Genomic DNA, 24,057 nt, shown 5'->3' on the forward strand with positions numbered 1-24,057 from the left:
CCCGTGCAGCGTTTCCACCAGACTAACGTGCCCCGACAACCTCGCCTGCCGACGTCGGGAGCGGCTCACTACCGCTCGTTGCCGCGGTCACCGAGTAGTCGGCCATGACGACCGTCTCGAGTTGCTTGACGTACTGGGTGGCGAAACCGGGGAACATGGTCGCGTTGAACCCGTCCTCGGTCAGGTACCAGCTCGAGCAGCCCGAGTTCCAGGTGGTCTTCGTCAGTCGCTGCTGAAGGTCCGCGTTGTAGGCGGCCTGCACCCCGGCGCGGACGTCGAGCACGAAGTTCTGGTTGACCGCCGTGGCGATGGCGTCGACGAGGTAGTCGATCTGCGCCTCCATGTAGACCAACGCGGAACTGTGGCCGGGACCGGAGTTCGGTCCGAACGTGAAGTACATGTTCGGGTAGCCCGACACCGCGATCGACTTGTAGGCGTGCGCACCCCTGCTCCACTCCTCCCCCAGCACTCGACCGTCGCGGCCGGTGATGGGAATCGGTGAGCCCGTCTTGGAGACGTCGAACCCCGTGGCGAACACGATCGCGTCGAACTGGTGCTCGACACCCTCGACGGTCCGGATGCCCTTCTCGGACATTCCCGCGATGGGCCAGGTGACCAGTGTGCAGTTGTCCTGCTGCAGAGCCGGGTAGTACTTGCTCGTCATGAGCAGTCGCTTGCAGCCGGCACGGAACTCCGGCGTCAATTGACGACGCAGCCACGGGTCCGACACCTGGGAACGCAGGTGCAGCTTGGACACTCCCTCGACGACGCGAGTCAGCGGAGAGTTCCAGACCACGCCGAGGGCGACGGACTCGTGTCCCCAGAACCACGCCTTGCGGGCGAGAGTCTGGCTGCCGGGGACGGTGCGGTAGATCGCCCGGGTGAGTCCACGCGTACGGAAGTTGGTGCGGGGCAACACCCAGCCGGGCGTGCGCTGGAACACCTTCACCGACTCGGCGATCTTCACCAATTCGGGAACGATCTGCACGCCACTTGCGCCGGTGCCGACGACCGCGACCTTCTTGCCGGTGAAGTCGTACTCGTGATCCCACCGGGCACTGTGGATCATTTTGCCCGCGTAGGTCTCGACGCCGCGAATCTTGGGCAACGACACGTTGGCCAGCGGACCCGACGCCATGACCACGGTTCGCGCGAGCACCGGTGGCCGGCCGTCGACGGTGATCTCCCACAGCGAGCGGTCCTCGTGCCACGTGACATCGACGACGGTGTGGTCGAAACGCAGGAACTTGTCCAGCTCGAACTTCTCGACCATCGAGTCGATGTAGCCGAGGATCTCGGCGCTGCCCGAGTACGTGTGCGACCAATCGGGGTTCGGGGCGAAGCTGTAGGAGTAGAGCCGCGACGGGATGTCGCACGCAGCACCGGGATAGGTGTTGTCACGCCAGGTACCACCGGGGCGGGTTCCTCGTTCGAGGATCGCGATGTCTCGAATGCCGCGCTGTTGCAAGCGGATAGCGGCACCGATTCCGGCGAAGCCACCGCCGATGATCGCGGTCGACAGGATCTCGGTCATGCGACGGGCTCGTAGGTGAGTTCCTTGGACCACGTCGGCTGCGGACGCAGCAGACGCTTCGGGTACTTGGCCGTCAGCGTCACCATCGAGTCGGCGAACTTGTGGTACGGGTGGTCGCGGTTGATGACGACGCTGCCGTGCCAGCTGATGAATCGGTACATCGGCAGGCGCTTCGGGAACTCGCTGCGCTCACCGACCTTCTTGAAGCGCTTCATCGCGGTGTAGAGGCGTTCCTCGTCGACGCCCATCTCGACGATGTTGTCGCGCATCTTGTTCAGCAGCGGGATGTATCGCAGGGTTCCGATGAGGAGCGACGGGTGCATCCATGCCCCGACGGTCTCGACGAGGATCCGCCGCATCTTGGCGTGACCGAGGAGGTCGATCACCTCGAAGTCGACGGCGAGGTGGCGGGATTCGTCGGCGTTGATGCGCTTGAAGACTTCCTGGCACACCGGGTCGTCGATCTCGTCGACGATGAACTTCACCAGTGCTCCGTCGAGTGCGACCTCGAGCATCGGGATGACGGTGCCCAGCACGGCGAGCGGTGTCTGGTCGGAGTACTTGTCCAGCCAGTCGATGATCAACTTGACGTTGACGTTCGGCTGCGGAATCTCGTCGTTCTCGAGCATGCCCCACCGACGCATCAGTGCCAGTTCGGCATTGGCGTGCTTCTGCTCCTCGGCGTGGAAGTAGCGGTAGATCTCACGCAGCGTCTCCGTCGGCGCCTTCCGTGCCATGGCCGCGAAGCCGCGGGCACCGACGTTCTCGATCCACATGAGGTCGGAGAGGAAGGGCTTGAGTTTCGCGTGCTGCTCCGGCGGGATCATCTCCGCGCCGGGCGCATCCCAGTCGATGTCGGCAAGGGACCACTGTCGGTCCTTGATCTTGTCCAGCATTGCGTCGAAGTCGAAGGCCATCGTCATACTCCTGTCGAGGTGGTAACAGCGGAAAGGGCTTGTGGGGCGGGATCGCCGGGGAGAAGTCGGTCGAGAAGACCGGCACCTCGGGTGTAGAGCGTGGGGACGAGCCGCTTGAGCAACCAGATCGCCTTGGCGTCGATCTGCGGCACGACGTAGAGGCGGCCCTTGTCCAGCGCATCGAGGGTGGTCACGGCCACCCGTTCCGGAGTGAACCCGGTCCAGCGCATCAACTTCTGCGCCAGCTCGGAGGATCGTTCGGTGATGCGCCCGTCGACAGCGACGTTGGTCTTGACGAAGGTGGGACACAGCACCGTCACGCCGACGCCGGAGCCTGACAGTTCGGCGGCAAGAGTTTCCGAGAGGGACATCACGCCCGCCTTGCCGACGTTGTACGGGCCCATCGTCGGGGCCGCGGCGAATCCGGCGGCAGAGGCGACGTTGATGATGCCGCCGCGCCCGGAGGCGCGCATCTGCGGAACGAAGGTCTCGCACCCGTGCACGACGCCCCACAGGTTGATCCCGAGCGCCCAGTTCCAGTCGTCGAAACCGATGCTGCCGACGGGCTTTCCGCCGATACCGACGCCCGCGTTGTTGATCAGCACGGTCGGTGCGCCGCCGAATTCGAGCTCGGCGAACAGTGCGAGATCTTCGACCTGCGACTGCACGGACACGTCGCACTGCACGGCGAATCCCGGGCCGTCGAGCATCCGCACGGTGGCTTCGGCACGCTCGAGCGAGATGTCGGCGCAGACGACTCGCCCACCGCGACGGGCGAGTTCGACGGCGAACGCGCGGCCGATGCCGCTACCGGCACCCGTGACGACGGCATCGGCACCGTGGGTGAGGCGGGGTCTGGTTCGAGTGAACATCTACAGTCTCGTTTCTGATGTGGATGTGACGGCCAGGAGGTCGGCGACGCGGCGGAGCGCTCTGTCGGCTTCGGGTGCGATGCGGGGCAGCGCTTGGAAGACGTGCATCTGGTCGGGCCAGACTTCGAGGGTGCAGTCACCACCGGCGGTGACGAGGATGTCGCGCAGATGCTCGGCGTCCGCGACCAGCATCTCGGCTCCACCGGCCTGAACGATGAAGCGAGGCAGCGTCGTTCCCGCTTCCACGGCAAGTCGGAGGCGCGGCATGTCGGGCTGCTCGTCCCGCGTGTAGAGCGACGTGAGTGCCCTCGCAGCCCTGGCGGAGATCATCGGGTCACGCCGCTGCCGCTCACGGTTCTCCGCGAGCGTGAACGTGAGGTCGATCAACGGTGAGAACAACGCGACGGCGCGTGGTTGCGGCAACGACCGGCGCGCGTTGTCCAGGACCAGGTCGAGCGCGAGGTGCCCACCGGCCGAGTCCCCCGCGACCACGATCGAGTCGGCGTCGAATCCGCTCGACAGCAACCAGCGGTAGGCGGCCTCGACGTCGTCCGCCGCAGCCGGGAAGGGGAACTCCGGCGCCAATCGGTAGTCGACGACGAACACCGGGAGCCCGGTTGCCGCGGACAGCCGCGAGGCGAGTCCGCGGTGAGTGCGCGCCGAGCAGATCGCGTAGGCGCTTCCGTGCAGATAGAGAATCGCGCCGGTCCGAGCTGAGCTGCCGGCGTCGACCCATTCCCCTACGACGCCGTCCTCGTCGACGCTGCGCACGGTGGTCCCGGGAGCGAGCCCGCCGCATGCTCGCATCGCGATCTCGACCATGACCCGAGCGACGCGTTCCCCGCCGCGACCGAAGGGGAGTCGGCATGCTAGCGGTCGGAGGGTGAGTGCGGTCGACCGCGCCGCACATCGAGACCGCAGGGATCCGCGGCTCGGGATCGAAGGTGCCGATGTCATGCCGGAAGCGTCACTGACAACCGTGCCATTTGTCAATGGCCTATAGTTCAATGAAACAATCCGTGTTGGTTCATCGAAGGGACCCCGCCGTGACGATCGACTCCGTGGACGTTGCCGTCCACACCGTTCGACTGCAGGTGGACGAGGTGATTCGCGAAACCGCCGACGCCGTCACCCTGGTGTTCTCGACCCCTCTCGACTACCGGCCGGGCCAGTTCCTGACTCTGGAGATCCCGAGTCCGGACGGCGAGCCGGCGGCACGGTGCTACTCGCTGTCCAGCAGTCCGTCCACCAGTGAGCGGGCTGCCATCTCGGTCAAGCGGACCGCCGGCGGGTTCGCGTCCAACTGGATCTGCGACACCGCAGCGGCAGGCATGACGCTGACGTCGCTCCACCCCGCAGGCACCTTCGTGCCGACACGGTGGGACCGTCCACTCGTCCTCGTCGCCGCCGGAAGCGGCATCACCCCGATCATGTCCATCCTGAAGACGGCGTTGACAGCGCACGGAGAACGCGTCGTCCTGCTCTACGCCAATCGCTCCCGCGACTCGGTGATGTTCGCCGACACTCTCGACGAGCTCCTCCGCCGCTTTCCGACGCGGTTGACCGTCGCCCACTGGTACGAGGCGGAGTCGGGACTACCGACCGACGCGGGCCTGCGCGACCTCCTAGACACGTCGGTGGAGAACGCGGACGCGTACCTGTGCGGGCCGGAACCGTTCATGGAGGTCGCTCGCCGCAGCCTCGTGACGTCCGGGGTGTCGCAGGAGAACATCCACCGCGAGGTGTTCGCGTCGCTGACGAGCAATCCGTTCCGCGCGGTAGCCCCGACTCCCACGGGATCCGGCATCGGAACCCCGGTCGAGGCCGAGGTGGAGGGCGAAACGCACTCGTTCCACTGCCCTCCGGATACGGTACTTCTCGACGCGATGCTGAGCGAAGGCATCGACGCGCCGTTCGTCTGCCGCGAAGGCAATTGCGGTGCATGTGCTTTCACCCTCCTGAGCGGTGAGGTGCACATGCACGTCAATGACACGTTGGACGACTACGAGCTGAAGAAGGGAGTCCGACTGGCATGCCAATCAGTGCCCGTATCGGACTCCCTGCGACTGGAAATCGAGTAAGGACAGACATGGCCGTCATCACCAGACACGTCGAGATCGCAGCCTCCGCGGAGGCGACGTTCGACTACCTCTCCTCCCACGAGAACGTTCCGGACTGGATGTTCGGAGTCACCTCGTTCACACCCGTCGGCGAGGTGAAGCGCGCGCTCGGTGACCGCTTCGAGGCCGAGATGAAGCTGGGCCCGAAAACGCTCCGGTCGACAGTGGACATCGTCGAATGGGTTCCGGGATCGGTCATCTCACTGTCCTCGGTGGCAGGTTTCGAGACGAGTTCACGGTGGACCGTGACCCCTGTCGACGACGACCATTGCGTCGCGGACGTCGAGTTCGGTTACGAGTTCCCCGGCGGACTCACCGGCAAGGCCATGGCAAAGGTGGTCGAGCCGTTCATCAGCCAGGGCATCTCCGTCACGGATCGCACGCTCAGAGCCCGACTGGAAGCACGCTAGGCCACCTAGACTCTCCTGCACCGGCGTCGGGTTCTCTGTGCCCTCGCACGAGTTGCGGAGGGTGACGTGAGAAGACTCGCGCCGTGGTTGTCGCGCTTCGAGCCGATCGGTCTCGTCGTCGGCCTCGTCTTCTACTGCTGGTCGATGTCGCCGTCGCTGCTCCCCCGGCCCTGGTATCTACAGGCCGTGGCGACGGGACTGTCGGTTGCCTGCGGATACGGTGTCGGCGTCCTGGTGGTGTGGGGTGTCCGCCGGATGGAGCTCACGCGCGAGTGGCCGGATCGCCTGCAGCGCTGGGGGTGGTACGCGATCGCCCTCGCCGCCGTGATCGTGCTGCCCCTGTTCCTCGTGCTGGGAGCGTGGTGGCAGAACATCTCCCGTGACTTGGTGGGTATCGAACCGAGCAGGTCGTGGGACTACGCCGGCGTCTTCGTCGTTGCCGCCATCCTCTTCGTCCTGGTCCTCCTGCTCGCCCGCGGGATCCGATGGGTCACCGTCCGGCTGATCACGCTGATCGGTCGGGTTCTGCCCCCTCCCGTCTCGCGCGGTATCGCGGTCATCGCTGTCGGTGTCGTGCTGGTCTTCGCAGTCGAGGGACTGCTCGCCACCGGGATCGCCCGCATTTCGAACGGCTCTGCTGCGGCGGCGGACACCGGCAGCGCCGAGGGCGTCGTACAACCCACCGCACCGGAGCGTTCGGGCTCGCCCCAGTCGAAAGAGGAGTGGGACAGCCTGGGCAAGGAGGGCCGCACGTTCGTCGCGAGCGGTCCGACGTCGCAGGACATCACCGATCTCACCGGCTCCCCGGCGCTCACACCGATCCGTGTCTACGCCGGACGCAAGTCGGTCGACGCGGACGGCTTGGGCCTCGGGCGGTCGACAGTCGACTCGCTGGCCGAGCGGCTCGTCGCCGAGTTGGATCGCACCGGCGCGTTCGACCGGAAGTACCTGGCTGTCGCCACGACGACCGGCCGCGGGTGGGTCAACAATTCCGTCGCGTCGTCGCTGGAATACCTCACCGGCGGAGACAGTGCGATCGCAGCGATCCAGTACTCGTTCCTCCCCAGCCCGCTGGCGTTCCTGGCCGACCGTGACACCCCCCTCATCGCCGGCCGCGCGGTCTTCGAAGCCGTGTACCAGCGCGTTCAGGAGTTGCCCGAGAACAACCGTCCGAGGTTGCTGGTCTTCGGAGAATCGCTCGGGTCCTACGGAGGACAGGATGCCTTCTCCGGTGTGCAGGACATGTTGGCGCGCACCGACGGAGCGCTGTGGGTGGGGACGCCGAACTTCTCCGAGCAGTGGTCTCGCGTGACCGACTCCCGCGATCCGGGCAGCCCCGAGATCCTGCCGGTGATCTACGGCGGACAGAACGTCCGCTTCGCCGCCGAACCGTCGGATCTCGACGCACCGGGACTGGTCGACTGGGAGAGCCCTCGGGTCGTCTACTGGCAGCACCCCAGCGACCCCATCGTCTGGTGGTCGTTCGACCTGCTGTTCGGCAAGCCCGACTGGTTGAACGAGCCTCGCGGCGTCGACGTCGACAAGGGGATGACCTGGATTCCCCTGGTCACGTTCTGGCAGGTGACGCTCGACATGGCGCTCGCCGCCGAGGTGCCGGAAGGCCACGGTCACGCCTACGGTCCCGATGCCGCCTCGATGTGGGCGTCCGTCCTCGGCGTCGCGGATTCCGCGCTGGTCGAGCGCGTCACCGACGAACTCCGATAGGCACTCGCCCGCACCCACCACGCCACCGAGATCAGGGCGATCACCTCGACGACCACCAGTAGTCGTTCGACGTACCCGAGCGTGACGACGCGATACCACGGCGTGGTCGTCGTCATGCCGATCAGCAGCGCGTACGCGATGGGCAGGACAGCCGCCACGGACAGCAGGCCCAGCGTCATCGTCCGACGTGCGTGTCGTCGCCACTGCGGTGATCGGATCCACGGAGCGGCGAAGGCGATGACTGCCACCGGGATGCTGACGAAGGCCACCGCGGCCCCACCGCGGTGCACGGCGCCGCCGAGGCCGAGCGTTGCGTCGTTGCTCCAGTCCTGCTTCGGCACGGCGACGACTGCGATCAGGCCGACAGTCCACAGGGTCATCGCGACCGCGGCGACAGACGACGGCTGCGCGAGGCCCTGACGCACCGCCGCGACGAGGACCGCGGCAGACCCGACGGCGAGGAGCAGCACCCCGGCCGTGAACACCCACTGCTGCGCGCCCAACCCGTACTCGCTGATGGTGCGGCGCAGATGCGACGGCGACCCGAGTGCGGTGACGACGTCGAGGACGACGACCGTCGCGGCGCCGAGCGGGATGGAGAGAAGCCCGAGGGAGGCGAGGCGGGTCTGCACAGGGTCCTTTCGGCAGCGGATCTACGACTCCACTGTGCCTGACGGTGAGCCGGACACGGCGACCGTCAGGAGACGCCCACGCGCGCGGTCGATCTGGTCGAGGCACGAGGCCCGCCCTGCCGGATCCGTCATCTCCCGTCGGCACGCCTCGTCGAGAAGGTCGAGGTGGTACCGGACGCGGTCGATCGACGCGGTCGCGGTCGCTGCCGCACCGAGCCGCTCCGCCATCCGGATACCGGCAGCGACCACCATCGGGCTCGCCATCGCGTAGATGCGAACCGCTCCCAGCGCGTGGTCGATCAGGTCGACCACGGGCACCCGACTCAGAACGATCCGTACCGTCCCGGCATCGTCGGTCCGGGCACCACACGGCGGCGGACGGCCGACGAGAGTCACCATCCCGACGGACAGATCGTCCAAGGCATTGCGAGCGGTGTACGGATCGTTCGTACCCGAGGACAGAGCCCGCACCGCCATCTCGGCCAGCTGCTCGACGGCGAACTCGATGTCGTGCTGCGGAGTCCGCTCGTCGCCGATCTCGACCGCGGACTCGATCTCGCGCAGGTGCGACGCGGAGGCGGATCCGCTCCACCGTCGTGACTCCGCGACGGCGTCTCCCTCGATCACGTGCTCGCCCGGTCTGCAGAGCAGCACCACGACGGCATCGGCGTCGACGGCCGAGGACAACGCCGCGTCCTCGTCCACGTCGACGACGACTCCGGAACGCGGAGCACGCACCGTGTCGACGTGGTCGGGCAGCGTCACCTCGGAATCCGACGCCGCGTCGGCCGGCGGCTCCGTCGGGTAGAGCTCGTCGACAGCGGCGGAGAGTTCGTCCCGCACGCGCGAGGACAGCGTCGCCACCTGGATCGACTGGGCGATGTGGTGGATGAAGTACACCAGGACGCCCACGTCGAGCACCGCGAGGAGCACGGCGACGTTCACCGCGATGTCGGGTACGAAGACGTCGCCGTCCGAGTCGAGCGACCGGATCGAGCGCAGCACCATCAGTGCGTAGAGGAAGGTCGCCCCGAAGATGCCGAGCACCACCTGGTTCCCGCGGTCCGCCATGAAGTTCCGCACCAGCCGTGGGCCGTAGGTCGAACTGGCCGTCGCGAGAACGGAGATGGTGATGGAGAAGGACGTCGCCGCCACGCCGAGCATCGACCCGCCGATGGCGCCGAGGATGTCCCGGCTGCCACTCGCGCCCACGTGATAGAGCAGCGACCCGCCGATCCCGATGCCCCGATCGAGGAGCCACCGGTCCAGAGCGACCAGGAGTTGAGCCAGGACGACGGCGACGACGCCCAGGACCGCAGGAACGAACCAGAACGTGCCCTGCAGCCGTACCCACCGTCGTCTCATGGGTTCATGGTGCCCTGACGGTGGGTCGACGTGTCAGACCACCGCGATCGCGTCGATCTCGACGAGCATCTCCTCGCGCGGCAGTCCGGTGAACACCGTTGTGCGAGAGGGCAGGACGTCACCCTTCGTGTGTTCGAGGACGAATTCGCCGTACGCCTCGTTCATGACGGCGAAGTCCTCGCGCTTCGTCAGGTACACCCGCAGCATCACGACGTCGTCGAAGGTTGCACCGCTCGCCTCGACGATGGCCTTGACGTTGGTCAGCGTCCGCGTGGTCTGCGCCGCGACGTCGCCGGGGTACAGGTACTCGTTGGTCGCCGGGTCGACGGGTCCCTGCCCGGACACCTGGACGAACGGGCCCTTGCGCACGCCCTGCGAGAAGGTGTGGGCGGGTGCAGGCGCATCGGTCGTGAGGACGGCGATCTTGTCGGTCATGCGGGTTCCTTCGTCGGGGTCGGACTCCAGCCGAGTTCGGCGGAGATGGTCTCGGCCACCGCGCGCACCTGCGGCAGGGTGCCGAGGACGCGGGCGTGGTCGAGCAGCATGTCGGGCACGGACATCGACACCGCGGCGACGATCGAGCCGGTCCCGTCGCGCACCGGCACGCCGATGCAGTTGACGAACGACTCGTGCTCCTCGTGGTCCTCGGCGTATCCCTGACGGGTCACGAGGGCCAGTTCCTCGAGATAGCGCTCGGGCGTGTCGATGGTGCGGTCGGTGAAGCGGGTGTACTCGATGCGATGGGCGACGCGGACCTGCTCGTCCACAGGCAGCCCGGAGATCAGGATCTTGCCGACGGCAGTGCAGTGCAACGGTGCCGGGCGCCCGACACGGGAGTACATCCGCACGCTCTGCGTCGCGTCGAACTTGTCGATGTAGACGGCCTCCCCGGACTCGTAGGTGGCGAGGTGGATCGTCTGCTTGGTCTCCGCGTTCAGTGTCGCGAGGTAAGGCCGCGCCAGCGTCCGGATGTCCCGCTGCTCCAACGACCGGTTGGAGAGCTCGAAAAGCGTCGACCCGAGCCGGTAGCGATGTTCGTGGTCGTGCTGGACGAAACGCTCCGCCTCCATTGCGCGCAGCAGTCGCAGGACAGTGGTCTTGTGCACGTCGAGGTGGGCGGCCAACTCGTCCAACGATCGCGGACCGTCGGCCAGCACGCGGAGCAAGCTGAGCGCGCGGGACACACTCTGACTCATACGGCGATTCCCCTCTCGGCGTCGTAGTCGATGCGCGACCACTCCTCGTTCGAGGATGTCACCAGTGCGTCGAGACGGTGCAGCGGAAGCAGATGGGCCGCGTCGCCGTGCGCGGTGAGAGCGCCGGCCGCGCACAGGTGCCCCAGCCTGATCGCACGCTGCTGATCGTCGCCGCGGAGGACACCGGCCAGGTATCCACCGGCGAACGCATCTCCCGCACCGATCTTCTCGACCACCGACAACCGCAGGGCCGGGACGTCGACACGTTCGGTGCCGTCGAATCCCACGACCACGTGGGCGTCGTTCTTGATCACCAGGCGGCGCGGCTCGGGGAACAGGGCACGCAGCGCGTCGGGGTCTCCGGTGCCGAACACCTCCTGCGCTTCGTCGGCGCCCATCAGCACGATGTCGCTGCGCCGGACCTGTTCTCCGAGAACGACATCGGCACTCTCAGCGGTCCAGAGCCGCGGACGGTGATTGAGGTCGAAACTCAGCAGACCGGGCGACGACGCCAGCGCGGCCGCAGCCTCGCGCGCAGTGTCCGACAAAGCGAGGGTGATGCCGCTGACATGGACGAGGTCGGCCGACGCGAGCACCGGTGTCGCCGTGACGATGTCGTCGACACATAGCGCACTGGCCGCGGAACCGCTGCGGAAGTATGTCATCCGACTCTCGCCGGCGGGCAGGTCCGACGCGTGACCGCTGCCCGAACCGCGTTCCTTGACGTACATCCCGGTGGTGCGGGTCTGGTCGACGATCACCGCCGACGTGCTCACCCCACTCGCGCGCAGCGTCTCCGTCAGGTAGCGGCCGAAGCCGTCGTCACCGACGCGCGAGAGCCAGGACGCCTCGACGTCCAACTGGACGAGGACGCGCGCGACGTTGGCCTCGGCTCCCCCGGCCGACCGCTCGAACGTGTCCGAGTGCTCGAGGGGGCCGGGCTGCGCGACCATGACGACGAGTCCCTCACCGACACACACCACCCGTGGAGTCGCCGCGCCGGGTGATCTCACATCAATTCCCTTCGATGTCTTGCGAGTTGTCCCTGTTCGTTGCAGACTAACGACACCGAACACAGTTTGCAATCAGCGTTGCAACATACGCAACGCTACGGCGCCGCCTCCGGCGCAGGAGGATTCGATGATCGACAAGGCTGCCGTCGAGGCGCTGCACGACCGCACTCTCGGCCCCGAGTACAAGTCCGTCCCGCCCGCTGCGTGGGGCCGCACCGTGCGCGACTACCTGGCGACGGCGCCCACTCTCGCCGAGTTCGCGACCCCTGTCGTCACGCTGGATCGCCGCCACCTCACGTCGAACATCGATGTGATGGCGCGGTGGGCCGATGCGGCCGGCATGCGTCTGGCACCGCACGGCAAGACCACGATGGCGCCGCAGCTCTGGGCCGAGCAGCTCGAGGCGGGCAGTTGGGGAATCACCCTTGCCACCGGGTGGCAGGTGCAGCTCGCTCGCACGTTCGGCGTGCAGCGCATCCTTCTCGCCAATGCCCTGATCGACCCGGTGACGCTCCGTTGGATCTCGGCGGATCTCGACGCTCACGACGACGTCGAGTTCGTCTGCTGGGCAGACAGTGTCGACACCGTGGCACGCATGACGGAGATCCTTGGCGCCGTGACACGACCGATCCCGGTGATCGTCGAACTCGGTGGGCCGCACGGCCGCACCGGGGCACGCAGCGTGGACGAGGCGCGACGCGTCGCGGCCGCGATCTCCTCGTCGCCGTCGGTGACCCTCGCGGGCGTGGGCGGATACGAGGGCGCGCTGGCCCACGACCGCACACCCGCCGGTCTGGACGCCGTGCGCGCCTACCTCGACGAGGTCGCCGCTCTGCACGCCGGTCTCGCCGCCGACGGCCTGTACGAGGGACGAGCGATCGTCACCGCGGGCGGGAGCGCGTACCAGGACCTGGTGGTCGAGCGGCTCTCGTCGGTCGTCGACGAGGACACAGCCGTCGTGCTGCGCTCGGGCGCCTACGTGGTGCACGACGACGGCTTCTACGCCGACATCTCTCCGCTCATCGCCTCCCGCGTCGGCGAGCAGCACCTGTCCTCCGCGATGCACGGCTGGGCACGCGTGGTGTCGCGCCCGGAACCCGAACTCGCACTGCTCGATGCGGGCAAGCGCGACTTCCCGTTCGACGAGGGCCTGCCGACACCGCAACGCATCGGTGGCCGGGACGCGGAGGCGGGACACCACATCTCGGCGCTCAACGATCAACACGCCTTCCTCCGGACGCCGGGCACGGCCCGCGAGGACGTTCCCGTCGGGACGGTCGCCCGGCTCGGCCTGTCGCATCCCTGCACGGCGTTCGACAAATGGCGCCTGCTTCCCGTCGTCGACGACGCCGACGCGGCGAACCCGCGCATCGTCGACCTCGTCCACACCTTCTTCTGACCATGGCGGACATCCTCTTTCGCGGCGGCGACGTCGTCGACGGCACCGGATCCGACCGAGTCCGCGCCGACGTTCTCGTCGACGGCGGACGCATCACGCGGGTCGCGGCACCGGGCACTGTCGCCGGCGCGCAGACCGTCGTCGACGTGCCCCGGGGCCACGTCGTCGCACCGGGCTTCATCGACATGCACGCCCACTCCGACCTCGGACTGCTGACCGCACCCGGACACGTTCCGAAGATCACCCAGGGCGTCACCACCGAGGTGCTCGGTCAGGACGGGCTCTCCTACGCACCCGTCTCCGACGAGACGCTCGCGGTGATCCGCCGTCAGATCGCCGGGTGGAACGGCAATCCCACCGATCTCGACATCACGTGGCGCTCGGTCGCCGAGTATCTGGACCGGCTCGACCGGGGCATCACCCCCAACGCCGCGTACCTGGTGCCGCAGGGATCGCTGCGCTATCTGGCAGTCGGAGCGGATCAGCGTCCTGCCACCGCCGCCGAGGTCGACCAGATGCGAGAGCTGGTGGCACAAGGCATGTCCGAGGGCGCCGTCGGCATGTCCAGCGGACTGACCTACACGCCCGGGATGTACGCCGACACGGGCGAACTGCGCGCGCTGTGCGAGGTCGTCGCCGAGTTCGGCGGCTTCTACGCTCCGCACACTCGCTCCTACGGCAAGAACGCTCTCGGCGCATACCGGGAGATGATCGAGCTCTCCCGTGAGACCGGCTGCGCGCTGCACCTGACCCACGCCACCATGAACTTCGGCGAGAACAAGGGCCGCGCCGGCGAGTTCCTCGACATGGTCGACGCGGCGATCGCCGACGGGTGCGACATCACGCTCGACACCTATCCCTACCTCCCCGGTGCCACCACCCTGTCCGCGCTGCTGCCCAGCTGGGCGATGTCCGGCGGACCCGATGCAGCGCTGGGCCGTCTCGACGATCCCGACGTGCGGCGCCGCATCACCGACGACGTGAACCGCTACGGCTCGGATGGCTGCCACGGCGTCACGGTGGAGTGGGAGACGATTCAGCTCAGCGGCGTCGCGAACGCGGATCTCGACCGCTACGTCGGGAAGACCGTCCTCGACATCGCGACCGAGGAGGGCCGCGCACCCGTCGAGGTGTTCTTCGACGTGCTCCAGCGAGATGCGTTGAGCACCACCATCCTGCAGCACGTCGGGCACGAGGAGAACGTGCGCGCCATCATGGTGCATCCCCATCACATGGGTGGCAGCGACGCCATCCTGGTGGGCGAGCGTCCGCATCCGCGGGCCTGGGGCACGTTCCCGCGCTACCTCGGCCACTATGTCCGCGACGAGGGTCTGATGTCTCTGGAGGACTGCGTCCATCACCTCACGGGACGGCCCAGTGCACGACTCGGTCTCACCGATCGTGGCCTCGTCCGCGAGGGCCACGCGGCGGATCTCGTGATCTTCGATCCGGCCACCGTCCGGGACACCGCCACCTTCGACCACCCCAAGCAGCAGGCCGTCGGCATCGCGCACGTTCTCGTCAACGGCTCCTTCGCCGTGCGCGACGGCGTCCCCACCGGGACACTCGCCGGCCGCTCTCTCCGCCGCACCTCCTACGGAAGAACCTCATGACGACCCGATTCGACGACGCACTCGCCACGATCATGGAGGACCGCGCGCTCGTCGTGGTCCGCGCCCCGTCCATCCCCGACCCCGCCGCGTTGGCCGACGCCCTCGTCGCCGGCGGACTGCGCGCCGTCGAACTGACCTTCACCACACCGAACGTGCTGGACTGCCTGCGCGCCGCGTCGTCGTCCGGTGCCGTGATGGGCGCGGGCACCGTGATGACGGGGGACCAGGCTCGCGCCGCGATCGACGCGGGCGCACGCTTCCTCGTCACTCCCGGTCTTCGTCCCGACGTCGCCGCAGTCGCTCACGAACGGGATGTTCCCGTCATGATGGGAGCACTCACTCCCACCGAGATCATGGCGGCGCTCGATCTGGGTGCCGCCGCGGTGAAGGTGTTCCCCGCGAAGCTGTTCGGTCCCAGCTACTTCGGCGATCTCCGCGGTCCGTTTCCCGACATTCCCCTCGTTCCGTCCGGCGGCGTCAACGCCGACAATGCCGCCGACTACCTCGCCCGCGGCGCCGTCGCCGTCACCGCGGGCACCGACGTCGTTCCACCGGCCGCGGTCGCGGCCGGGCTCTGGGACGACATCACCGCTCGCGCCACCTCGTTCGTCCACTCACTCTCCCGCTGACTCTCCACATACTTCGAAAGGCAACCTCATGGGTTCCGTCGTCGACTGGTTGAGGACGTCCACTCCCGGACTCCTCGTTCTGTGCGGTATCGCGATCGCGGTCCTGCTCGTCGTCATCATCAAGGTCAAGCTCGAACCGTTCATCGCCCTCCTCATCGTCGGCCTGGGACTGGCTGTCGCAGCCGGACTTCCGGTGTCGCAGATCGTGGGAACCGCCATCAAGAGCGGCGACTCGATTCTCGAGACGGGCTTCGGCGGCATCCTCGGCCACATCGCCGTGATCATCGGACTAGGCACCGTTCTCGGCGCCATCCTCGAGAGGTCCGGTGGTGCGCAGGCACTCACCGCCAAGCTCCTCGGCGTCTTCGGTGATCGCGGCGCACCCGTCGCGATGGGTCTGCTCGGCCTCATCTTCGGCATCCCCGTCTTCTTCGACATCGGCATCTTCGTTCTCGCCCCGCTCGTCTACGTCGCGGCGCGACAGGGCGGAAAGTCGTTGGTGTTGTACGCACTTCCGATGCTCGCGGGCCTGTCGATGACGCACGCGTTCCTGCCTCCGCACCCCGGCCCCGTCGCGCTGGGCGGCCTGCTCGAGGTCAACCTGGGCTGGCTGATCCTCATGGGCTTCATCTGCGGCATCCCCGGTTTCATCGCGGCCGGTCTCGTGTGGGGCAGCTACATCGGCAAGCGCATCATCGTCGAGGTGCCAGAGGACTTCGTCAACGACGCCGACGACAACGGACCGCACACGTCGGGCGGCACCGCCGTCGAGACGAAGCGACCCGTGATCACCACTCCCCCGTCCGTCGCGACCATCGGCGCCATCATCGCCGTGCCCTTGGTGCTCATCCTCGGTGCCACATTCGGCACCATCCTGCTCGACGAGGGCAACCTGCTCCAGGTCCTCACGTTCTTCGGCACCCCCGCGGTCGCTCTGCTCATCGCGGTGCTCATCGCGTTCTACGTCCTGGGCATCCGGCGCGGATCGACGGTGCAGGAATTGTCCACTCTCACCGGCGAATCGCTCCGCCCCGTCGGCATGCTGCTGCTCGTTGTCGGAGCGGGCGCGTTCTTCGGCAAGGTCATCTCGGCCACCGGCATCGGTACCGCACTCGCTGACACCATGTCCGCAGCGGGACTGCCGATCATCGTGCTCGCCTACATCATCAGCTGTGCGCTGCGCATCGCCCAGGGATCGGCGACCGTCGCCATCGTCACGACCGGTGGCATCGTCGGACCGCTCGTCGCGGCGCAGGACTACTCGCAGATGTCGGTCGCGCTCATCGCCATGGCGATCGCGGCGGGCTCCATCATCCTCAGCCACGTGAACGACGGTGGGTTCTGGATCATCGCAAAATTCTTCAACCTCACCGTCAAGCAGACGCTGCAGACGTGGACCGTGTTGGAGACCGTGCTGTCGGTCGTCAGCTTCGCCGTGGCAGGGGTGTTGTTCGCGATCGTCAGCTGAGCGCCGTGCGGCCGCGCCGTAGACCGGTGCACGTACAGCCACATTATCGTCCGGAAATGCGCCGGATCGCGACATCGGTCGCGATCCGGTGCATTGTCGTGCATACCGGTCAGACCCGACTGGTCGCCCTCAGGGGCGCCAGACCGTAGTGGCCTCGCAGCGTGGTCTGCGTGTACTCGGTACGGAACAGTCCACGGCGCTGCAGGATCGGGACGACCTGGTCGACGAACACATCGAGACCTCCCGGCAGATACGGCGGCATGATGTTGAACCCGTCCGCGGCACCGCCCTCGAACCACAGCGCGATGTCGTCGGCGAGCTGTTCCGGCGTTCCGGCGAACGTGCGGTGCCCCCGGCCGCCGCCGAGCAACCCGATCAACTGCCGAACCGTCAGGTCTTGCGTTTCCGCGAGGTTCTTCACCAACTGGTATCGACTCTTGTTGCCCTGGATCTCCTCGATGGGCGGCAGCGTCGGCAACAGGTCGTCGAGCGACGTCACCGGGATCTCCACCCCGAGCATGCGGGAGAGCTGCTTCAGCGAATACTCCGGAGAGATGAGGTCGGTGAACTCGGCTTCGAGCACTCGCGCCTCCGCTTCCGTCGACGCGAGATACGGCACCACCCCGGGCAGGATCTTGACGTCGTCCGGCGAACGCCCGTATGCAGCAAGGCGTGACTTCAGGTCGGCGTAGAACTCCTGCCCTTCCGCTAGCGTCCGCTGCGCCGTGAACACCGCCTCGGCGTAGCGGGCGGCGAAATCCTTGCCGCTCTCCGACGAGCCCGCCTGCACCAACAGCGGCCGTCCCTGGACGGAACGTGGTGAGTTGAGGGGGCCCTTGACGCGGAAGCGTTCTCCGACATGGTCGATCGCCCGTACCTTGTCGGCGTCGGCGAAGGTGCCGGACTCCTCGTCGAGCACCACCGCGTCGTCGTCCCAGCTGCGCCACAGCTTGTCGGCGACGTCGACGAATTCCGCGGCGCGGTCGTATCGGCCCGCGTGGTCGGGAATGGCGTCGAAGCCGAAGTTGGCGGCCTCGTCCTCACCACCGGAGGTGACGATGTTCCACCCGGCCCGGCCGCCGCTGATGTGATCGAGCGAGGTGAACTTGCGGGCCAGCGTGAACGGGTCGCCGTACCCGGTCGATGCAGTGGCGATGAGCCCCACTCGCTGCGTCACCGTTGCCATCGCGGTCAGCAGCGTGACGGGTTCGAAGATCGCGGGCGCATTGTTGGCGATGCGTGGTCCGGCGGAGAGAGTGTCGGCGAAGAAGACCGAATCGAGAAGTCCGCGCTCGGCAGTGCGGGCGAGTTCCTGGAAGTGAGTCACGTCCAACACGCGATGCGCGTCGGTACGCGGATGTCGCCAGGCCGCCTCGTGATGGCCGACGCCCATGAGGAATGCGTTGAGGTGAAGGTGCCTGTTCTCGGGCATGGAAGTCTCCTGTCAGGTGGTGGGGCGCCAGCGCGAGAAGCGGCGCTCGACGGCAACGATGACGCCGTTGAAGGCGAGTCCGATCAGCGAGATCGCGACGATGCCGGCGTACATGTTCGGGATCTGGAAGTTCATCTGCGACGCCGTGATGAGGTAGCCGAGTCCTGCTTTCGCGCCGACCATCTCGGCAGCTATCAGGACGAGGATGGACGACGCCGCGGCCATGCGGATACCGGTGAAGATCGTGGGTACGGCAGCCGGCAGGACCACTTTGCGGAACAGCGCCAGGGGCTTCAGACCCATGGAGCGGGCGGACGTGATCAGCAATGGTTCGACGGTGCGGACACCTGAGATCGTGTTCAGCAGGATCGGGAAGGTGCTCGCGTACAGCACGAGGGCGATCTTCGACGTCTCCCCGATTCCGAGGATCAGGATGAACACGGGGAGCAGCGCGAGCGCGGCGGTGTTGCGGAAGAGTTCGAGGATCGGGCCCAGGAACTCGGCCACCGGTTTGTACCAAGCAATCACCACCCCCAGCGGGACCGCGAGGATCAGGGCGATGCCGAAGCCCGTGACGGCGCGCCCCAGACTCGCCGATACGTGTTCCCACAGTTGGCCGTTGATGACGAGCTCGGCGAAAGCGGAGGCGACCGTCGAGAAGGGCGGGAGGAAGACGGCGTCGACCAGGCCCACACGCGGCGCCACTTCCCACAACGCGAGGAACGCGACGATCGCGACCAGTGGCCGCACGAACCTCCAGACTGCCGTGAACGGACGTCGACGAGGGCGATCGGTGATCACCGTCGTCGCTGTCGCCGGGGTGGTGAGCAGATCAACCATGGGACGCTCCTACTGTGTCGGCCTGTGCGCGTTCGGTTTCGGAATGCAGCAGCGTCCACACGTGATGGCGGAGAGCTCTGTAGGACGCCTCCGACCTGATGTCCGGGACACTGCGATCGAGCGAGACATCGACGACGGTCTTGATGCGTCCCGGCCGCGACGTCAGCACGGCAACGCGTTGTCCGAGGTAGATGGCCTCGTCGATACCGTGGGTGATGAACACGATGGTCTTGCCGGTCGCCTTCCAGATCCGCAGGAGTTCGTCCTGGAGTGACTCACGTGTCTGCGCGTCGAGAGCTGCGAACGGCTCGTCCATCAGCAGCACCTCCGGGTCGAAGGCCAGACTCCGCGCGATGGCGACACGCTGCTTCATGCCACCGGACAGCTCGTGCGGGTACCGATCGGCAAAGGCAGTGAGTCCGACGAGTTCGAGGTAGTGGTCGGCTACGTCCCGCCTGTCCGTCTTGTTCAGGCCCTTCGCCTCGAGGCCGAATTCGACGTTGCGCCGGGCAGTGCGCCACGGGAACAGCGCGTACTGCTGGAAGACGATGCCCCGGTCCAGCCCGGGACCGTCGATCTCCCTGCCGTCGAGCAGGATTCGGCCACGAGTCGGCGAGCTGAGTCCACCCAGCATGTCGAGCAGCGTCGACTTCCCGCAGCCACTGGGTCCGACGAGGACCAGGAACTCACCGGTCCGTACCTCCAGGTCGATACCGTCGACCGCGGTGACGGCGTCCTTCGAGCCGCGTGACGTGAACTCCTTGCCGACACCCTCCAGCACCAGCTTGGCGGTCATTTCGCAGCCGCCAGGGGCTGACCGTCGGCGTCGCTGTCGACCGGGTAGGAGCCGTTGGAGTACGGGTTGAACTCGTTCGTGTAGATATCGCTCGCGGTGATGTCGTCGATCGGTCCTTCGTTGCGTGTGAGCCAGTCGATCCAGATGCTGAACTCCTTGTCGGCGATCACCCCGCCCGGAGCGACGCTCGAGCTCTTCCAGTACCCGACCAGGTCGGGATTCTCGTTGCGACCTCGCCCGGCGATGATCGACCGGTATTCGGCGATGACGTCCTCCCGCGGCGCGGTCTGCGTCCAGCGGATCGCTCGGGCAACACCCTGGACGAAGTCGGCCGTTGCCTCCTTGTTCTGCGCGATGAAGTCCTTCCGCAGCACGTACGTCCCGTACGAGAATGTGCCGTACAGGGATTCGTCGGTGAACAACTCGCGCAGTCCGCCACGTTCGGTCGCGGTCTGGCGGAACACCGAACCGAGGGTGCCGACGTCGATCTGGCCCTGGCGCAGCGCCTGCTCGGTATTCACCGGCGGCACGACGGTCAACTCGACCTGCGCGATCTCGTCCTTCGACAAGCCCTGCTGTGCAAGCCATTCCCGGATGATGAACTCGGCATGGGCACCGAGAGTGTTCATCGCGACCTTCTTGCCGATCAGGTCGCGCGCCGTGCGGATGGGGCTGTCCTCGAGGACGTAGAAGCCGTTGAACGTGTCCTTGTCAGCGCCGTAGTACGAGATGACCGACTGGATCGGCGCATCCGACGCGGCCAGTTTGACGATGGCGCCGTTGAACGCACCACCGAATTCCGTCTCCCCGGTCGCGGCCGACTGAATGTCCTGGGGGCCGCTGGTCGTGTCTCCTACCCAGTCGAGCGAGACCTTGTCGAAATATCCGCGGTGTTCGGCCAGTTCGGGGAATGTCACCTGGCTCGCGGATCCTTGATACCGCAGGACCGTTCGGCCGTCGGATGTCGTCGCCACGTCGGAGGATCCCGCACACGCCACCATCGTCGACGCGCCCACGACAAGGGGGGCCACCATCGATACTGCGCGAACCAGACTGCGGTGCAGGGGAACTCTCGACATGCCTACTGATCTCCTCGTGATGGCAAGGGCCGGAACCGGCCGGTGCGAGGAAACCTATGTCAGACGTATCGGACACAGTCACCCTTACGATCAGAGTGATTCTGTGGCGCTGTTCGACCGACTGGGTGACAATGTCGCCATGAATGCTCAGCGGGGGTGGGGCACGTGACGGGAGCGCGACCGTGGCGTATCGGTGTCGTCGACGACCACGAGTCGGTCGTCGAAGGACTCAGGTCGATCATCGACGAGGGCGACGACATGGAATTCGTCGCGGGGTCCGACACCGTGCACGGCCTGCTGCAGCTGAAAACCAGCTTCGACCTCGTCGTTCTCGATCTGCGACTCGGCGACGGTTCGTCCCCCACGACCAACGTCGAGACCCTTCGCAACGCCGGCGTCAACACGCTCGTCTACACATCCGGTGACGAGGCCTACCTCGTCCAACTCGCTGCCGCCGCGGGGGTGCTGGGGGTTCTCCGCAAGTCCGCGCGCAAGAACGAGATTCACGAGGCCGTGCGCGCTGCGGCGGCCGGTCACCAGGTGGCCACGATGGATTGGGCAGCGGCGATCGATTCCGACCCGGACTTCGTCGATCTGTCACCTCGGCTGCGACAGGTTCTCCAGCTCTACGCGGCCGGCGAACCGACGGTGCGTGTGGCGCGCGAGACAGGGCTCTCCCCCGACACCGTGACCGACTACGTCGACCGCATACGACGGAAGTACCGAGAGGTCGGACGTCCCGCACCGACCAAGATCGACCTGTACAAACGAGCGATCGAGGATGGATGGCTGCCGATTCCGCGTCGCTTCCGACGCAGCTGAGCTCTCCCCACCCGTTCGAGCAGGCCGCGGGTGGCCGGATCGTGCAGCAGTTCACGCTGTTCGCGGGCGTCGGCTATCTGTTCTTTCTTCTCGTCACCCTGCCCTCCATCGTCCAATCCCTCGACGTCATGGCCTGGTGGTGGACTGCCCTGGCGATGATCTCCGTGTATGGAACAGGCGTGACCACCGGCATACTCGCGATCCGTCGCGCCTCGACGAGCCGTCTGCGCACTGCCGCCTCCACCAGCGCCGTGGGATACGCGCTCGCGCTGGCGTTATGGCCTCTCGGCTGGAACGGCAACCTTCTCGACTCGAACGCCATCTGGATCCAGGCGCTCGTCGGTCTGCCGGCACTCACCGCGGCCGCAGCATGGCGACCCGTGTGGCCGTTCGTCTACCTGACGGCCGTGGTCTTCGCGGTGAGCGCCATCAATCATGCGGTGCGAATTCCCGGCCGTGATGATCCCGTGGTCGTCGACGCAGCGTGGACGCTCGCGTTCTGCCTGGTGCCGGTCGCCGCGTCGGTCATGGGCATCCACTCGGCGCGGGTACTCGACGCCACCCGCGACTCCGCCTTCGCGACGGCCGGTGACGCCGCCGCCCTCGAAGCCCGAGCGCTGGAGAGGAACCGACTCGACGCCCTGACCCACGACGGCGTGATGACCACTCTCCTCACCGCGGCGCGGCAGGGCCGGACGCCATCCGTGGCTCGGCAAGCTGTGAACACCCTGGCCGAGATGCGGACGCTCGCGCAGGGCGACACCGACCCGATCGCCACTCTCGACGCCCACTCCGTTCTGGCGCGGCTACGACACTCCGTCGCCGACGTGGACCCGGCCATCCCGCCGCAGGCAGTGATCACCGCCGACGACGAGTCGAGGTACCCGGCGGACGTCGTGAGCACGCTGGCATCGGCGGCCTCGGAAGCGTTGCGGAACAGTGTCCGACATGCCGGTCGCGACGCCGTGCGACGCGTGGACATCTCCGTCTCGGACGACCACCTCGCCATGACGGTTGCGGACGACGGCATCGGATTCGATCCGGCGTCGGTGCCGGCCCACCGACTCGGACTGGCCGTGAGTGTGCGCGGACGGATGACTCTGCTCCCCGGCGGCACAGCAGAGGTGGAATCCGCGCCCGCGTCGGGCACCTCGGTCCGGCTCGAATGGACGCGACCATGAGCGCGGGAGACATCCGCGGAGTCCTCGGACTCCACACGCGATGGGCTCGGGTGATCGTCACCCTCTATGTCGGAGTGCTCGTCCTGGTCACGGTGCAGACCTCGCGTGGCGCGTCGTCGTGGTGGCCTCTCGCTGCCGGAACCATCGTTCTGGCGCTGGCGACAATCGGACTGATCTCGTTCGCGGGCGATCCACTTCCTCGCCTCCCCACCGTGCTGGTGGCGGCTGCCGGTCCGCTCGCCTCCGCGTGTCATCTGGTGGCGTTCCCCGCACCCTTCCTCACTCCGCTACAGGCGTGGACCCACGGTGCGGGGGCAACGCTGTTCTGCTTTCTGTGTGTGCGAGGACGACCGGGTGCCGCATGGGCGGGCTTTGTCGGGACAGCGGCGACATACGGCTTCTGGGGGTTCTCAACCGATCAGGGCTTCGTCGCCGGGGCGATCTACGTCTTCCCCGACGCCGGCGTGTTGTTGATGTCGACGTTCCTGTCACTCACCCTGCGCCCCAACAGCAATTCGATTCTCGTACTGCGTGAATCGGCGCAGCGTCGTGCCGCCGCGGTCACGGCATCCCAGGCCGCGATGGACGAACGCGACACCCGGTTGCGCCATCTCGACCGGCTCGCGCGCCCACTCCTCGAACGCATCGCCCACGGACCCGAGCTGACCGACGCGGAACGGAAGTCCTGCGAACTTCTCGAGGCGCATCTGCGCGATCGTCTCCGCGCCCCGGCGCTGTCCGACCCCCGCATCGACGACGCCGCACGTGTCGCGCGGAGTCGTGGCGTCGAAGTCATGCTGATCGACGACCACGGCATGGACGACACGGCCGACACCGCGCAGCAGTGGGTGCGTGATTCCGTGGTCGACACGCTGCGACGTGCAGAGGTCGGAGACGTCAGGGTGCGCATTCATCCTCGCGGCAGGAACGTGATGGCATCCATCTTCGTCGACGACCAGAACGGCCCCCGACGGACCGACTTCGACATCAGCGGACGCAGGACCGGCGACTAGT

Annotated in this window: 23 protein-coding genes; 10 read left to right on the forward strand and 13 right to left on the reverse strand. The window is 67.0% G+C overall.

Features of this window, described 5'->3' with window-relative positions; genetic code table 11:
* Nucleotides 1-22 precede the first annotated feature (22 nt).
* Genes ASG64_RS10105 through ASG64_RS10120 form a run of 4 tightly spaced genes read right to left on the reverse strand, consistent with a single transcriptional unit; the run spans nucleotide 23 to nucleotide 4,145 of the window.
* Nucleotides 23-1,534, reverse strand: coding sequence for a flavin-containing monooxygenase (locus ASG64_RS10105; protein ID WP_056073250.1), 1,512 nt, complete (start codon nucleotides 1,532-1,534; stop codon nucleotides 23-25).
* Nucleotides 1,531-2,451, reverse strand: coding sequence for a hypothetical protein (locus ASG64_RS10110; protein ID WP_042575591.1), 921 nt, complete (start codon nucleotides 2,449-2,451; stop codon nucleotides 1,531-1,533). The genes ASG64_RS10105 and ASG64_RS10110 overlap by 4 nt, the downstream gene beginning before the upstream one ends.
* A gap of 2 nt (nucleotides 2,452-2,453) precedes the next feature.
* Complete coding sequence (locus ASG64_RS10115) at nucleotides 2,454-3,323, reverse strand: SDR family NAD(P)-dependent oxidoreductase (RefSeq protein WP_056073253.1); 870 nt, start codon at nucleotides 3,321-3,323, stop codon at nucleotides 2,454-2,456.
* On the reverse strand, nucleotides 3,324-4,145 hold the full coding sequence (locus tag ASG64_RS10120) for an alpha/beta hydrolase (RefSeq protein WP_235579562.1): 822 nt from the start codon (nucleotides 4,143-4,145) through the stop codon (nucleotides 3,324-3,326).
* 224 nt (nucleotides 4,146-4,369) lie between these two features.
* On the opposite strand from ASG64_RS10120, the gene ASG64_RS10125 reads away from it, so the two are divergent.
* From ASG64_RS10125 to ASG64_RS10135, 3 genes are all read left to right on the forward strand, one after another.
* Nucleotides 4,370-5,404, forward strand: coding sequence for a ferredoxin--NADP reductase (locus ASG64_RS10125; protein ID WP_235579563.1), 1,035 nt, complete (start codon nucleotides 4,370-4,372; stop codon nucleotides 5,402-5,404).
* Between the two features lie 8 nt (nucleotides 5,405-5,412).
* Nucleotides 5,413-5,853, forward strand: coding sequence for an SRPBCC family protein (locus tag ASG64_RS10130; protein WP_042575594.1), 441 nt, complete (start codon nucleotides 5,413-5,415; stop codon nucleotides 5,851-5,853).
* A gap of 144 nt (nucleotides 5,854-5,997) precedes the next feature.
* Nucleotides 5,998-7,578 carry an alpha/beta hydrolase gene (locus ASG64_RS10135; protein ID WP_056074297.1) on the forward strand — a complete coding sequence of 527 codons (1,581 nt, stop codon included), beginning with the start codon at nucleotides 5,998-6,000 and terminating at the stop codon, nucleotides 7,576-7,578.
* Here ASG64_RS10135 and ASG64_RS10140 read toward each other — a convergent pair.
* The 5 genes from ASG64_RS10140 to ASG64_RS10160 are packed head-to-tail and all read right to left on the reverse strand — an operon-like array spanning nucleotide 7,488 to nucleotide 11,784.
* Complete coding sequence (locus ASG64_RS10140; RefSeq protein WP_056073259.1) at nucleotides 7,488-8,210, reverse strand: DUF998 domain-containing protein; 723 nt, start codon at nucleotides 8,208-8,210, stop codon at nucleotides 7,488-7,490. The genes ASG64_RS10135 and ASG64_RS10140 overlap by 91 nt on opposite strands.
* 21 nt (nucleotides 8,211-8,231) lie before the next feature.
* Nucleotides 8,232-9,575, reverse strand: a complete 1,344-nt coding sequence (locus tag ASG64_RS10145) for a DUF2254 domain-containing protein (RefSeq protein ID WP_056073262.1) — start codon at nucleotides 9,573-9,575, stop codon at nucleotides 8,232-8,234.
* Between the two features lie 33 nt (nucleotides 9,576-9,608).
* Entirely contained in the window at nucleotides 9,609-10,010 is a 402-nt protein-coding gene (locus tag ASG64_RS10150) for a RidA family protein (protein ID WP_056073267.1), read from the reverse strand.
* The gene (locus tag ASG64_RS10155) at nucleotides 10,007-10,771 is read right to left on the reverse strand and encodes an IclR family transcriptional regulator (protein WP_056073270.1); all 765 of its coding nucleotides are present in this window, start codon (nucleotides 10,769-10,771) and stop codon (nucleotides 10,007-10,009) included. The genes ASG64_RS10150 and ASG64_RS10155 overlap by 4 nt, the downstream gene beginning before the upstream one ends.
* Nucleotides 10,768-11,784 carry a sugar kinase gene (locus ASG64_RS10160; RefSeq protein WP_235579564.1) on the reverse strand — a complete coding sequence of 339 codons (1,017 nt, stop codon included), beginning with the start codon at nucleotides 11,782-11,784 and terminating at the stop codon, nucleotides 10,768-10,770. Before ASG64_RS10160 ends, ASG64_RS10155 begins: the two co-directional genes overlap by 4 nt.
* A gap of 127 nt (nucleotides 11,785-11,911) precedes the next feature.
* On the opposite strand from ASG64_RS10160, the gene ASG64_RS10165 reads away from it, so the two are divergent.
* From ASG64_RS10165 to ASG64_RS10180, 4 genes are read left to right on the forward strand one after another with little or no spacing between them, the layout of a single operon-like run.
* Entirely contained in the window at nucleotides 11,912-13,183 is a 1,272-nt protein-coding gene (locus tag ASG64_RS10165) for an alanine racemase (protein ID WP_056073273.1), read from the forward strand.
* 2 nt (nucleotides 13,184-13,185) lie between these two features.
* Complete coding sequence (locus tag ASG64_RS10170; protein WP_056073276.1) at nucleotides 13,186-14,796, forward strand: N-acyl-D-amino-acid deacylase family protein; 1,611 nt, start codon at nucleotides 13,186-13,188, stop codon at nucleotides 14,794-14,796.
* Entirely contained in the window at nucleotides 14,793-15,425 is a 633-nt protein-coding gene (locus ASG64_RS10175) for a bifunctional 4-hydroxy-2-oxoglutarate aldolase/2-dehydro-3-deoxy-phosphogluconate aldolase (protein ID WP_056073279.1), read from the forward strand. Before ASG64_RS10170 ends, ASG64_RS10175 begins: the two co-directional genes overlap by 4 nt.
* Nucleotides 15,426-15,453: 28 nt before the next feature.
* Entirely contained in the window at nucleotides 15,454-16,893 is a 1,440-nt protein-coding gene (locus tag ASG64_RS10180) for a GntP family permease (protein ID WP_056073282.1), read from the forward strand.
* A gap of 109 nt (nucleotides 16,894-17,002) precedes the next feature.
* Here ASG64_RS10180 and ASG64_RS10185 read toward each other — a convergent pair whose 3' ends face one another.
* Genes ASG64_RS10185 through ASG64_RS10200 form a run of 4 tightly spaced genes read right to left on the reverse strand, consistent with a single transcriptional unit; the run spans nucleotide 17,003 to nucleotide 20,995 of the window.
* Complete coding sequence (locus tag ASG64_RS10185; RefSeq protein ID WP_056073286.1) at nucleotides 17,003-18,325, reverse strand: LLM class flavin-dependent oxidoreductase; 1,323 nt, start codon at nucleotides 18,323-18,325, stop codon at nucleotides 17,003-17,005.
* Between the two features lie 12 nt (nucleotides 18,326-18,337).
* Nucleotides 18,338-19,165, reverse strand: a complete 828-nt coding sequence (locus tag ASG64_RS10190) for an ABC transporter permease (RefSeq protein WP_056073289.1) — start codon at nucleotides 19,163-19,165, stop codon at nucleotides 18,338-18,340.
* Nucleotides 19,158-19,961, reverse strand: coding sequence for an ABC transporter ATP-binding protein (locus ASG64_RS10195; RefSeq protein WP_056073292.1), 804 nt, complete (start codon nucleotides 19,959-19,961; stop codon nucleotides 19,158-19,160). Before ASG64_RS10195 ends, ASG64_RS10190 begins: the two co-directional genes overlap by 8 nt.
* Complete coding sequence (locus tag ASG64_RS10200; protein ID WP_235579602.1) at nucleotides 19,958-20,995, reverse strand: ABC transporter substrate-binding protein; 1,038 nt, start codon at nucleotides 20,993-20,995, stop codon at nucleotides 19,958-19,960. The genes ASG64_RS10195 and ASG64_RS10200 overlap by 4 nt, the downstream gene beginning before the upstream one ends.
* Nucleotides 20,996-21,205: 210 nt before the next feature.
* Between ASG64_RS10200 and ASG64_RS10205 the strand changes: the two genes are divergently transcribed.
* The 3 genes from ASG64_RS10205 to ASG64_RS10215 are packed head-to-tail and all read left to right on the forward strand — an operon-like array spanning nucleotide 21,206 to nucleotide 24,056.
* Nucleotides 21,206-21,862 carry a response regulator transcription factor gene (locus ASG64_RS10205; protein ID WP_056074299.1) on the forward strand — a complete coding sequence of 219 codons (657 nt, stop codon included), beginning with the start codon at nucleotides 21,206-21,208 and terminating at the stop codon, nucleotides 21,860-21,862.
* On the forward strand, nucleotides 21,826-23,043 hold the full coding sequence (locus ASG64_RS10210; RefSeq protein WP_082518377.1) for a sensor histidine kinase: 1,218 nt from the start codon (nucleotides 21,826-21,828) through the stop codon (nucleotides 23,041-23,043). The genes ASG64_RS10205 and ASG64_RS10210 overlap by 37 nt, the downstream gene beginning before the upstream one ends.
* Entirely contained in the window at nucleotides 23,040-24,056 is a 1,017-nt protein-coding gene (locus ASG64_RS10215; RefSeq protein ID WP_156388344.1) for a hypothetical protein, read from the forward strand. Before ASG64_RS10210 ends, ASG64_RS10215 begins: the two co-directional genes overlap by 4 nt.
* The last annotated feature ends 1 nt before the right edge of the window (nucleotide 24,057 follow it).

Origin of the sequence: Rhodococcus sp. Leaf247 (assembly GCF_001426185.1) — a bacterium.
GTDB lineage: Bacteria > Actinomycetota > Actinomycetes > Mycobacteriales > Mycobacteriaceae > Rhodococcoides.